Origin of the sequence: Enterobacter sp. 296B2 (assembly GCF_034106185.1) — a bacterium.
Taxonomy (GTDB): domain Bacteria; phylum Pseudomonadota; class Gammaproteobacteria; order Enterobacterales; family Enterobacteriaceae; genus Enterobacter; species Enterobacter cloacae_N.
The window spans coordinates 113,104-125,361 of record NZ_JAWNCA010000003.1; the positions used below are offsets into that span (position 1 = coordinate 113,104).

The window sequence follows — 12,258 nt, forward strand, 5'->3', positions numbered from 1 at the left end:
AAAAGTAACCGGGGAGAATGTCAAAGAAATGAAATGCAGTTTCGGGTGAAATTAATCCGCCCGGAAATGATTGCTTACGGAGAATAATATTTCAGCAATGGGCTCATACCTAAGGAGATTATTAATCTCACTCAACTTTACCCGAAGTTTATTAAATTCGGCGTCATTATACCTTTCTGAAACCAGTTTCAGCCCGACCGGGTGACATCCATACAAGCCAGCATTCACGCGGCATCAAAGCCTTTTTAAAAAAGTTCCGACACTGGCCGGAATGTTTTGTGACAGAGTGCAAATTCAGAGCCACAAAAGCCAGACATAACTTGCAATAGTTCTCTTTCTGACCGACCTTATAGCTATTAATTACGAAGCGCAAAAAAAATAAATTCTCTCGTTCCCCACAGTGAAGTGAAACCTATGTTGATTCCGTCTAAATTAAGTCGCCCGGTTCGTCTTGACCATACAGTGGTCCGCGAGCGCCTGTTGGCTAAACTTTCCGGCGCGCATAATTTCCGACTGGCGCTGGTTACGAGCCCTGCAGGTTATGGAAAAACAACGCTCATTTCACAATGGGCCGCAGGTAAAAGCGATCTTGGCTGGTACTCTCTTGATGAGGGCGATAACCAGCAAGAGCGTTTTGCCAGCTATCTGATTGCCGCTATTCAACAGGCAACCAATGGACACTGCGTCGCCAGTGAAGCGATGGTGCAAAAGCGCCAGTACGCCAGCCTGTCCTCCCTTTTCTCTCAGCTATTTATCGAACTGGCCGAATGGCATCGCCCGCTGTACGTGGTAATTGATGACTATCATCTGATTACGAACCCGGTGATCCACGAGTCGATGCGCTTCTTCCTGCGTCATCAGCCGGAAAACCTGACCTTAGTCGTGCTGTCACGCAACCTGCCGCAGCTGGGAATTGCCAACCTGCGCGTGCGCGATCAGCTTCTGGAAGTGGGCAGCCAACAGCTGGCCTTCACCCACCAGGAAGCGAAACAGTTCTTCGACTGCCGCCTGACCTCGCCGATTGAGGCCGCTGAAAGCAGCCGCCTGTGTGATGACGTCGCGGGCTGGGCGACGGCGCTACAGCTGATTGCCCTCTCTGCCCGGCAAAACAACAGCCCGACGCACCAGTCTGCGCGTCGTCTGGCCGGCATCAACGCCAGCCATCTTTCTGATTACCTGGTGGATGAAGTGCTGAACAGCGTCGATCCATCGACCCGTAATTTCCTGCTGAAAAGTTCCCTGCTGCGTTCCATGAACGACGCGCTGATTGTGCGCGTTACCGGCTGTGAAAACGGCCAGCTGCAGCTGGAAGAGATTGAACGTCAGGGCCTGTTCCTGACGCGCATGGACGATCCCGGCGAGTGGTTCAGCTACCATCCGCTGTTTGGCAGCTTCCTGCGCCAGCGCTGCCAGTGGGAGCTTGCCACGGAATTGCCGGAAATCCACCGCGCCGCCGCCGAAAGCTGGATGGCGCAAGGCTTCCCGAGCGAGGCCATTCACCACGCGCTTGCCGCCGGTGACGCCAGCATGCTGCGCGATATCCTGCTTAACCACGCGTGGGGGCTGTTTAACCACAGCGAGCTGACGCTGCTGGAAGAGTCGTTGAAAGCCCTGCCGTGGGAGAGCCTGCTGGAGAACCCGCGTCTGGTGCTGCTCCAGGCCTGGCTGATGCAGAGCCAGCACCGCTACAGCGAAGTGAATACCCTGCTGGCGCGCGCCGAGCAGGAGATGGAAAGCGAAATGGATATCACCCTGCATGGCGAATTTAACGCCCTGCGGGCGCAGGTCGCGATTAACGACGGCGATGCGGATGAAGCGGAACGGCTGGCGATGGTCGCGCTGGATGAACTGCCGCTGGCGAATTTTTACAGCCGGATTGTGGCGACCTCGGTGCACGGCGAAGTGCTGCACTGCAAGGGTGAACTGACGCGTTCCCTTTCGCTGATGCAGCAAACCGAGCAGATGGCGCGCCGCCATGATGTGTGGCACTACGCGCTGTGGAGCCTGATCCAGCAAAGCGAGATTTTATTCGCTCAGGGGTTCCTGCAGGCGGCCTGGGAAAATCAGGAAAAAGCGTTCCAGCTGATTCGTGAACAGCACCTGGAACAGCTGCCGATGCACGAGTTCCTGTTGCGTATTCGCGCTCAGCTCCTGTGGGCATGGTCGCGCCTGGATGAAGCAGAAAGCTGCGCCCGTCAGGGTGTGAACGTGCTTTCTGGCTTCCAGCCGCAGCAGCAGCTGCAGTGTCTGGCTCTGCTGGTGCAGTGCTCGCTGGCGCGCGGCGATCTGGATAATGCCCGCAATCACCTTAACCGTCTGGAAAACCTGCTCGGCAACGGTCAGTACCACAGCGACTGGGTATCAAACGCCGACAAGGTGCGGGTGATTTACTGGCAGATGACGGGGGACAAAAAATCCGCCGCCAACTGGCTGCGTCAGACGCCAAAACCGGAATTTGCCAATAACCACTTCCTGCAAAGCCAGTGGCGCAACATCGCCCGCGTGCAGATCCTGCTGGGTGACTTTGAGCCTGCCGAAATTGTGCTGGAAGAGTTAAACGAAAACGCCCGCAGCCTGCGCCTGATGAGCGACCTGAACCGCAACCTGCTGCTGCTTAATCAGCTTTACTGGCAGGCGGGGCGCAAAAACGACGCCCAGCGCGTGCTGCTGGAAGCCCTGCAGCTGGCGAACCGCACCGGGTTTATCAGCCACTTCGTGATTGAAGGTGAAGTGATGGCGCAGCAACTGCGCCAGCTGATTCAGTTGAACACGCTGCCGGAGCTGGATCAGCATCGCGCCCAGCGCATTCTGCGCGAGATTAATCAGCACCACCGTCACAAGTTCGCGCATTTCGACGAGAACTTCGTTGAACGCCTGCTGAACCACCCGGAAGTGCCGGAGCTTATTCGCACCAGCCCACTCACTCAGCGCGAATGGCAGGTGCTGGGGCTGATCTATTCAGGCTACAGCAATGAGCAGATTGCCGGAGAGCTGGCGGTGGCGGCAACCACCATCAAAACGCATATTCGCAATCTGTATCAGAAGCTGGGCGTGGCGCACCGTCAGGATGCGGTGCAGCATGCGCAGCAGCTGTTGAAGATGATGGGATACGGAGTTTAGTTTTGTGCGGCCTGATGCCCTAACCCCGGCCCTCTCCCACGGGGAGAGGGTGAAAGGCTTTTCAACACAACTCTAACTGCAAATTATTATCTTTAATTACCTGCATCACGCCCGCCGGCGGCATCACGTCGGTATAGACCGCATCCACCATGCTGATGCTGCCCATGTTCACCATTGCGTTACGGCCAAACTTCGAATGATCCACCACCAGCATCACGTGACGCGAGTTTTCAATAATCGCGCGCTTGGTGCGCACCTCGTGGTAATCAAATTCCAGCAACGAGCCGTCGGTGTCGATGCCGCTGATCCCCAGAATGCCGAAGTCGAGGCGGAACTGAGAGATAAAATCGAGCGTCGCTTCGCCGATAATCCCGCCGTCGCGGCTGCGCAGTTCGCCCCCCGCGAGGATGATGCGAAAATCATCTTTCTGCATCAGAGTGTTGGCGACGTTCAGGTTGTTGGTCACCACGCGCAGGTTCTCATGATCCAGCAGGGCATGGGCGACCGCTTCCGGCGTGGTGCCGATGTCAATAAACAGCGTCGCGCCGTTCGGGATCTGGCTCGCCACTTTACGGGCAATGCGCTCTTTTTCCGCCGTCTGCGTGGCTTTACGGTCGTGCCAGGAGGTGTTGACCGAGCTGGACGGCAGCGCGGCCCCGCCGTGGTGGCGCAAAATACGGTTCTGATCGGCCAGATCGTTCAGGTCACGACGGATGGTTTGCGGGCTGACGGCAAACTGCTCGACCAGCTCTTCGGTGCTGACGTATCCCTGTTTTTTGACCAGTTCGATAATGGCGTCATGACGTTGTGTTTGTTTCATCAATTATCCCTGAGAATTATGTTCGTTTTCGCGCATGGAGCGTGTCGGCAAGCGCCATTGCCAGCCCGACCGCCAGGCCGGTGACGTGCGCACCATTGGCGATAGACATACCAAACAGATCAAACCATCCGGCAATTAGCCATATTAACGCAAAGGCTATTAATCCGCGTTGTAAATAGATGCCGCTTTCCGGGTCGCGCTCCCCGCGAAGCCAGACGTAGCCCATCAGGGCGTAGACGACACCCGACAGCCCGCCGAACCACGGGCCGCTGAATTTATGCTGCACGTAGCCGCTCAGCAGGGCGCTAATCACGGTGATGACAATCAGCTTACCGCTGCCGAGCCGCTTCTCAACGATGCCGCCGAGATACCACCACCACAGCAGGTTAAAGAGGATATGCATCACCGAGAAGTGCATCAGCGCGTGGGTAAAGTAGCGCCAGACGTCAAACTGCAGCGATGGGTCATACGGCCACGCCAGCGCGATCATTACGCTCTGGTCGCCCACCACGTTCATAATAATGAAGACGATAATACAGGCCGCCATCAGCAGCAGCGTAAACGGGCCCGCGCGCTCGCGAATCGTGGCAAGGAAGGGAAAACGGCTGTAATGCAGTCCGCTGCCGGTCTGGCCGGATTGCCAGCTGGCCGCCAGATAGCGCGGGTCGCCAGGGTTCTCAAGAAAACGCGCCAGCTCTTCGTTTACCCGCCCTGCCTGGCTCTCGTCGGCCAGCCAGACGTCGGTCTGAGTATGTTGCTGAATGGTCAGAATAACGCCCTGCGTCGCCATATAGTCGACAAACGCCTGGGCGACGCGCGGGTTGGTAAAAGAGGTGATCATCAACATGGGCAGCGGTCGCTTATTTCCACACAAAAGGGAACAGTATAGCGGGATTAGCGCTCAAACGCGTATTCCACTTCTGCCGGGAAATGACGATGCCAGGCATCGAAGCCGCCATCGACGCTGTATACCGCGTCGTAGCCCTGCTGAATAAGATATTGCGCCGCGCCTTTGCTGCTGTTGCCGTGGTAGCACATGACCATTACCGGCGTGTCGAAGTCGTTATCGCGCATAAACGCGCCCAGCGTGTCGTTGGTGAGATGGAACGCGCCCGGCGTGTGGCCCATCGCAAAACTTTGCGGATCGCGGATGTCCACCAGCACCGCTTTTCCCTGGTGCATCTTCTGGTGGGCTTCTTCTACGTTAATACATTCAAACTGATCCATGGTGTTCTCTTTCGCTTATTCAGGTTTTATGCCGCCTGCTGACCCTCACCCCAGCCCTCTCCCTGAAAGGGAGAGGGAGCAAACCATCCCCTCGCCCCTCAGGGGAGAGGGTTAGGGTGAGGGGGTGAAGTTTCACCGCACTATTTTACCCCGTAGTGTACGTCCTGACGGCGGGTAAACGCCATTATGTTATCCATATCACTCTAAATTGTTTTTTTGATGTTACCAAAAGCGCGTTCCTTTGCTATTATGAGCGATATCGAACATTTTTGAGCTTTAACGAAAGTGCATGAGGGTGTTATGGAAACCAAAGATCTGATTGTGATAGGCGGTGGCATCAACGGTGCCGGTATTGCGGTTGATGCCGCAGGACGCGGTTTATCCGTGCTGATGCTGGAAGCTAACGACCTCGCCTGCGCGACGTCGTCCGCCAGCTCCAAGCTGATCCACGGTGGCCTGCGCTACCTGGAACACTACGAATTCCGCCTGGTCAGCGAAGCGCTGGCCGAACGTGAAGTGCTGCTGAAAATGGCCCCGCATCTGGCGATCCCGATGCGCTTCCGCCTGCCGCACCGCCCGCACCTGCGTCCGGCGTGGATGATCCGCATCGGTCTGTTTATGTACGATCATCTGGGTAAACGCACCAGCCTGCCGGGTTCGAACGGTTTGCGTTTTGGCTCAGAATCGGTCCTTAAGCCGGAAATCGTGCGCGGTTTCGAATATTCCGACTGCTGGGTGGACGATGCGCGTCTGGTGCTGGCGAATGCGCAGATGGTCGAGAAGAAAGGCGGCGAGGTGAAAACCCGGACCCGCGCGACCGCCGCACGCCGCGAAAACGGCCTGTGGATTGTGGAAGCAGAAGACATTGATACCGGCGAGAAATTCAGCTGGAAAGCGCGCGGCCTGGTGAACGCCACCGGCCCGTGGGTGAAGCAGTTCTTCGACGACGGCATGCACCTGCCTTCACCGTACGGCATTCGCCTGATCAAGGGCAGCCACATTGTGGTGCCGCGCGTGCATACCCAGAAGCAGGCGTACATTCTGCAAAACGAAGACAAGCGCATCGTGTTTGTGATCCCGTGGATGGACGAATTCTCGATCATCGGTACCACCGACGTGGAGTATAAAGGCGATCCGAAGAACGTCGAGATCGACGAGAGCGAAGTGAACTACCTGCTCAAAGTGTATAACGCGCACTTTAAGAAACAGCTGTCACGGGATGACGTGGTCTGGACCTACTCCGGCGTGCGTCCGCTGTGCGATGACGAGTCTGACTCGCCGCAGGCGATTACCCGCGACTATACGCTCGATATCCACGACGTAGACGGTCAGGCACCGCTGCTGTCGGTGTTTGGCGGCAAGCTCACCACCTATCGCAAGCTGGCCGAGCACGCGCTGGAAAAACTGGCGCCGTACTACAAGGGCATTGGCCCGGCGTGGACCAAAGAGGCGGTACTGCCCGGTGGAGATATCGGCGGAAACCGCGACGATTACGCCGCGAAGCTGCGCCGTCGCTTCCCGTTCATTACCGAAGGGATGGCGCGCCACTATGCCCGCACCTACGGCAGCAATACCGAGCTGTTCCTGGGCGACGCGAAATCGCTTGCCGATCTGGGTGAACATTTCGGCCACGAGCTGTACGAGGCCGAGCTGCGCTACCTGGTTGAGCACGAATGGGTTCGCCGCCTGGACGATGCCATCTGGCGTCGTACTAAAGAAGGGATGTGGCTGAACGCAGAGCAGCAGTCCCGTGTGGCGCAATGGCTGCAGCAGCATGCGGGCAAGCGTGAGCTTTCGCTGGCGTCGTAATTGAAAAAATGCCCGGTGGCGCTGCGCTTACCGGGCCTACGGGATCGACCAGGCCGGGTAAGGCGAAGCCGCCACCCGGCTTTGTTTTTACAACCTCACCGGATCAATATGCCAGATCGTCTCGGCATACTCCTTGATGGTCCTGTCAGATGAGAAATACCCCATGTTGGCGATGTTATGCATCGCCGCGCTGGTCCATTTCTCCTGCTGGCGGTATAGCTCATCCACCTTATCCTGGCAGTCCACGTAGCTGCGATAATCCGCCAGCACCTGGTAGTGGTCGCCAAAGTTAATCAGCGAATCCACCAGATCGCGATAACGGCCCGGCTCGTCGGGGCTGAACACGCCGGTCGCAATCTGCGTCAGAACCTGACGTAGCTCTTCATCCCCTTCATAGAACTCACGCGGCGAGTAACCTTTCCTGCGCAGCGCCTCCACCTCTTCCGTGGTGTTACCGAAGATGAAGATATTCTCTTCCCCGACGTGCTCCAGCATTTCGACGTTCGCCCCGTCCAGGGTGCCGATGGTCAGCGCTCCGTTAAGGGCAAACTTCATGTTACTGGTGCCGGACGCTTCCGTGCCCGCCGTGGAAATCTGCTCAGAGAGATCCGCCGCCGGGATGATCAGCTGCGCCAGGCTGACGCTGTAGTTCGGGATGAACACCACCTTCAGCTTGTCGCCAATATCCGGATCCTGGTTCACCACCTTCGCCACGTCGTTGATGAGATGAATAATGTGCTTCGCCATGTAGTAGGCGGAAGCCGCCTTACCGGCGAAGATCTTCACGCGCGGCACCCACTCGGCGGTTGGATCGGCCTTAATGCGATTGTAGTGGGTGATCACGTGCAGCACGTTCATCAGCTGACGCTTGTACTCGTGGATGCGTTTGATCTGCACGTCGAACAGCGCTTTCGGGTTTGCCACCACGTTGAGGTGCATCGCCAGCCAGACCGCCAGACGTTTTTTGTTCCGCAGCTTGGCTTCCCGCACGGCTTTATTCACCGTCGGGAAATCAATGTGCTGCTTAAGCTCGCTCAGCTGGCTCAAATCGGTACGCCAGGTGCGGCCGATATTCTCATCCAGCACGTCGGACAGCGGCTGGTTCGCCAGCGCCAACCAACGGCGCGGCGTGACGCCGTTGGTGACATTGCAGAAGCGCGTCGGGAAGATCTTCGCGAAGTCGGCGAACAGCGACTGCACCATCAGGTTTGAGTGGAGCTCAGACACCCCGTTCACCTTGTGGCTGATCACCACCGCCAGCCAGGCCATACGCACGCGACGGCCGTTGGATTCATCAATAATCGAGGCTCGGCTCAGCAGGCCGGTATCGTTCGGATACTGCTCCTGCAGCGTCTTGAGGAAATAGTCGTTGATCTCAAAGATAATCTGCAGATGGCGCGGCAGGATTTTGCCGAGCATATCCACCGGCCACGTCTCCAGCGCTTCGCTCATCAGCGTGTGGTTGGTGTAGGAGAACACCTGACACGTCACCTCAAACGCGTCGTCCCAGCTGAACTTATGTTCGTCGATCAGCAGGCGCATCAGCTCGGGAATGGAGAGCACCGGGTGGGTGTCGTTAAGGTGAATCGCCGTTTTCTCCGCCAGGTTGGCGTAGGTTTTGTGCAGCTGATGGTGGCGACTGAGGATGTCCTGAATCGTCGCGGAGACGAGGAAATACTCCTGACGCAGGCGCAACTCGCGGCCGGAGTAGGTGGAGTCATCCGGGTACAGGACGCGGGAGACGTTCTCAGAGTGGTTTTTATCTTCCACCGCCGCAAAGTAGTCGCCCTGGTTAAATTTACCGAGGTTGATCTCGCTGCTGGCCTGGGCGTTCCACAGGCGCAGCGTGTTGGTGGCGTCAGTGTCGTAGCCGGGGATGATCTGATCATAGGCCACGGCGAGGATCTCTTCAGTTTCTACCCAGCGGGACTTTTTTCCTTCCTGTTGGATACGCCCGCCAAAGCGCACTTTGTAGCGCGTATTGTGGCGCTTAAACTCCCACGGGTTGCCGTACTCCAGCCAGTAATCAGGGGACTCTTTCTGACGACCATCGACGATGTTCTGTTTGAACATGCCGTAGTCGTAGCGAATACCGTAGCCGCGGCCCGGCAGCGCCAGCGTCGCCAGCGAGTCGAGGAAGCAGGCGGCGAGACGCCCCAGCCCCCCGTTGCCCAGCCCCGGGTCGTTCTCTTCGTCAATCAGCTCTTCTAAATCCAGACCCATCTCTTCCAGCGCGGTTTTTACGTCGTCGTAGATACCGAGCGACAGCAGCGCGTTAGAGAGGGTGCGGCCAATCAAAAATTCCATCGACAGGTAATAAACCTGCCGCGTCTCCTGCGAAAGCTGAGCGCGGTTTGAGCGCAGCCAGCGTTCGACCATGCGGTCACGCACCGCAAACAGCGTGGCGTTCAGCCACTCGTGCTTGTTGGCAATGACCGGGTCTTTCCCGATGGTGAACATCAGCTTGTAGGCGATGGAGTGCTTTAACGCCTCAACGCTGAGCGTGGGTGAAGAGTAGCTAAATGGAGCGTTCATATCAGTAACTTCGCCTCGTTACATCAAGCGTTGATAGAGATCGCGGTACGACTGCGCCGCAACGTGCCAGCTAAAGTCCATGGACATCGCCTGACGCTGTACGTAACGCCAAAGGGATGGACGGGACCACAAGACGAAAGCACGCCGAATCGCCCGAAGCAGCGACCAGGCATTACTGTCTTCAAAGACAAACCCGCTGGCAATACCGTCCGCCAGGTTTTCCAGAGAGCTATCCGACACCGTATCCGCCAGCCCGCCCGTGCGGCGCACCAGCGGCAGCGTGCCGTATTTCAGGCCGTAGAGCTGCGTCAGGCCGCAGGGTTCGAAACGGCTCGGCACCAGAATCACGTCCGCGCCGCCCATGATTCGGTGCGAGAACGCTTCGTGATAGCCAATCTGCACGCCCACCTGCCCCGGATGTTCCGCGGCGGCGGCGAGGAAACCCTCCTGCAGCACCGGGTCGCCTGCGCCGAGCAGCGCCAGCTGTCCGCCCTGCTCCAGTAAACCGGGCAGCGCTTCCAGCACCAGATCCAGTCCTTTCTGGCTGGTCAGGCGGCTGACCACCGCAAACAGCGGCACCTTGTCGTTGACCTTCAGCCCCATCGCAATCTGCAGCTGGCGTTTGTTTTCGGCTTTGTCTTCCACCGAGTCGCGGCCATAGCGCGCCGCCAAAAGGAGATCGGTTTCCGGGCTCCAGATCTGTTCATCCACGCCGTTCAGAATGCCCGACAGGCGGCCTTCGCGGTGGCGCTGCTGCAGCAGCCCTTCCAGACCGTAGCCAAACTCCGGCTGGGTGATTTCACGCGCGTAGGTGGGGCTCACCGCCGTAATGTGATCGGCATAGTACAGCCCGGCCTTCAGGAACGAAATTTGCCCGTTGAACTCCAGACCGTGCATGTTATAGAACGACCATGGCAGATCGATGTCATTCATATGATGGGCGTAGTACATGCCCTGATACGCCAGGTTGTGCACCGTAAACACCGATTTTGCCGGATGCCCTTTTGCCGCCAGATATGCAGGCGCCAGCCCGGCGTGCCAGTCATGCGCATGCACTACATCCGGACGCCAGAACGGATCCAGCCCGACGGCCATCTCCGCCCCCACCCAGCCGAGCAGCGCAAAGCGCAGCACGTTGTCGGTATAAGCGAACAGGTTCGTATCGTGATACGGGCTGCCCGGTCGGTCGTACAGGTGCGGCGCGTCGATCAGGTAGATCCCTACGCCGTTGTAATGCCCAAACAGCAGGGTGATGCGTCCGGCAAACGTTTCACGGCGGGTCACGACCTTTGCATCAGGTATGCCGCGCCGGATATCCGGGAAGGCGGGCAGCAGGACTCGGGTATCTACCCCTCCGGCGATCTGCGCCGCGGGTAATGCACCCAGAACATCTGCCAGACCGCCCGTTTTTAACAACGGAAACATCTCAGAACATACGTGTAAAACCTGCATCATCGCTCCTGTTTGATCTGCAGCTTCCGCAACATTTCCCGTGTGACTAACACGATCCCCTCTTCAGAACGGTAGAAGCGACGCGCGTCTTCTTCCGCGTTTTCACCAATCACCATTCCCTCAGGAATGACGCAGGCCCGGTCGATCACGCAGCGACGCAGACGACACGAACGCCCTACCCAGACATCCGGCAGCAGGACTGCCGAATCGATATTACAGAATGAGTTTATACGCACGCGCGGGAACAGCACGGACTGCACCACCACCGAACCGGAGATAATGCACCCGCCGGAGACCAGCGAGTTCAGCGTCATGCCGTGGCTGCCGGAGCGGTCCTGAACAAATTTCGCAGGCGGCAGGGATTCCATATGGGTACGAATCGGCCAGTTCTGGTCGTACATATCCAGCTCGGGCGTCACGGACGCCAGGTCCAGGTTGGCTTTCCAGTACGCTTCCAGCGTTCCCACATCGCGCCAGTAAGGCTCCGCATTCGGGTCGGACTGTACGCAGGACAATGGGAAAGGATGTGCATAGGCCATGCCAGCTTTGGTTATTTTTGGGATGATGTCTTTGCCGAAGTCGTGGCTGGAGTTTTCGTCTTTGTCGTCTTCTTCCAGCAGCTCATAAAGATAATCCGCATCAAAGACATAGATCCCCATGCTGGCGAGCGATTTGGTGTCATCCCCCGGCATGGTGGGCGGGTTCGCCGGTTTTTCAACGAAGTCGATAATCTTATCGTCCGCATCCACGTGCATCACGCCAAACGCCGTCGCCTCGGCAACGGGCACCGGCAGACACGCCACGGTGCATCGAGCCCCTTTTTCGACGTGGTCGATCAGCATATGCGAGTAGTCTTGCTTGTAGATGTGGTCCCCGGCGAGGATCACGATGTATTCCGCGCTGTAGCGACGAATGATGTCGAGGTTTTGGGTCACGGCATCCGCCGTGCCGCGGTACCAGTTTTCGCCGTGAACGCGCTGCTGCGCCGGGAGCAGATCGACAAACTCGTTCATCTCTTCGCTGAAGAATGACCAGCCGCGCTGGATGTGCTGCACCAGGGTGTGCGACTGATACTGCGTAATGACGCCAATGCGGCGAATGCCCGAGTTCAGGCAGTTGGAGAGCGCAAAGTCAATGATGCGAAACTTACCACCAAAGTGAACGGCCGGCTTGGCACGCTTGATGGTCAAATCTTTCAGACGGGTACCACGCCCGCCCGCGAGTATCAGGGCAACCGTTTTTAAGGGTAGCTGGCGTGCCAACATTAAGGGATCGTTCTTCTCTAATCTAACCAT

General features: G+C 57.6%; 8 protein-coding genes. 2 read left to right on the top strand and 6 right to left on the bottom strand.

The window, feature by feature from the left end:
* Window positions 1-414 precede the first annotated feature (414 nt).
* Window positions 415-3,120, top strand: a complete 2,706-nt coding sequence (malT, locus tag URZ40_RS03420) for an HTH-type transcriptional regulator MalT (protein ID WP_061096855.1) — start codon at window positions 415-417, stop codon at window positions 3,118-3,120.
* 61 nt (window positions 3,121-3,181) lie between these two features.
* Here the strand turns inward: malT and URZ40_RS03425 are convergent, their stop codons facing one another.
* Genes URZ40_RS03425 through glpE form a run of 3 tightly spaced genes read right to left on the bottom strand, consistent with a single transcriptional unit; the run spans window position 3,182 to window position 5,167 of the window.
* A complete protein-coding gene (locus tag URZ40_RS03425; RefSeq protein WP_028014684.1) occupies window positions 3,182-3,940 on the bottom strand; it encodes a DeoR/GlpR family transcriptional regulator in 759 nt (252 codons plus the stop codon).
* A gap of 16 nt (window positions 3,941-3,956) precedes the next feature.
* Window positions 3,957-4,787, bottom strand: coding sequence for a rhomboid family intramembrane serine protease GlpG (gene glpG, locus URZ40_RS03430; protein ID WP_166712536.1), 831 nt, complete (start codon window positions 4,785-4,787; stop codon window positions 3,957-3,959).
* A 47-nt stretch (window positions 4,788-4,834) separates the two neighbouring features.
* A complete protein-coding gene (glpE, locus tag URZ40_RS03435; RefSeq protein WP_096928555.1) occupies window positions 4,835-5,167 on the bottom strand; it encodes a thiosulfate sulfurtransferase GlpE in 333 nt (110 codons plus the stop codon).
* 300 nt (window positions 5,168-5,467) lie between these two features.
* On the opposite strand from glpE, the gene glpD reads away from it, so the two are divergent.
* Entirely contained in the window at window positions 5,468-6,976 is a 1,509-nt protein-coding gene (glpD, locus tag URZ40_RS03440) for a glycerol-3-phosphate dehydrogenase (RefSeq protein WP_116342727.1), read from the top strand.
* An 87-nt stretch (window positions 6,977-7,063) separates the two neighbouring features.
* Here glpD and glgP read toward each other — a convergent pair whose 3' ends face one another.
* Genes glgP through glgC form a run of 3 tightly spaced genes read right to left on the bottom strand, consistent with a single transcriptional unit; the run spans window position 7,064 to window position 12,258 of the window.
* The gene (gene glgP / locus URZ40_RS03445) at window positions 7,064-9,511 is read right to left on the bottom strand and encodes a glycogen phosphorylase (RefSeq protein WP_116342729.1); all 2,448 of its coding nucleotides are present in this window, start codon (window positions 9,509-9,511) and stop codon (window positions 7,064-7,066) included.
* Between the two features lie 18 nt (window positions 9,512-9,529).
* Complete coding sequence (gene glgA / locus URZ40_RS03450) at window positions 9,530-10,963, bottom strand: glycogen synthase GlgA (RefSeq protein WP_061096850.1); 1,434 nt, start codon at window positions 10,961-10,963, stop codon at window positions 9,530-9,532.
* On the bottom strand, window positions 10,963-12,258 hold the full coding sequence (gene glgC / locus URZ40_RS03455) for a glucose-1-phosphate adenylyltransferase (protein ID WP_023333724.1): 1,296 nt from the start codon (window positions 12,256-12,258) through the stop codon (window positions 10,963-10,965). The genes glgA and glgC overlap by 1 nt, the downstream gene beginning before the upstream one ends.

What these genes read in the sequence shown, in the direction of transcription:
- glgP (WP_116342729.1), bottom strand. Translation starts at nt 9,511, where the DNA reads ATGAACGCTCCATTTAGCTACTCTTCACCCACGCTCAGCGTTGAGGCG.
- glpG (WP_166712536.1), bottom strand. Translation starts at nt 4,787, where the DNA reads ATGTTGATGATCACCTCTTTTACCAACCCGCGCGTCGCCCAGGCGTTT.
- glpD (WP_116342727.1), top strand. Translation starts at nt 5,468, where the DNA reads ATGGAAACCAAAGATCTGATTGTGATAGGCGGTGGCATCAACGGTGCC.
- glpE (WP_096928555.1), bottom strand. Translation starts at nt 5,167, where the DNA reads ATGGATCAGTTTGAATGTATTAACGTAGAAGAAGCCCACCAGAAGATG.
- malT (WP_061096855.1), top strand. Translation starts at nt 415, where the DNA reads ATGTTGATTCCGTCTAAATTAAGTCGCCCGGTTCGTCTTGACCATACA.
- URZ40_RS03425 (WP_028014684.1), bottom strand. Translation starts at nt 3,940, where the DNA reads ATGAAACAAACACAACGTCATGACGCCATTATCGAACTGGTCAAAAAA.
- glgA (WP_061096850.1), bottom strand. Translation starts at nt 10,963, where the DNA reads ATGCAGGTTTTACACGTATGTTCTGAGATGTTTCCGTTGTTAAAAACG.
- glgC (WP_023333724.1), bottom strand. Translation starts at nt 12,258, where the DNA reads ATGGTTAGATTAGAGAAGAACGATCCCTTAATGTTGGCACGCCAGCTA.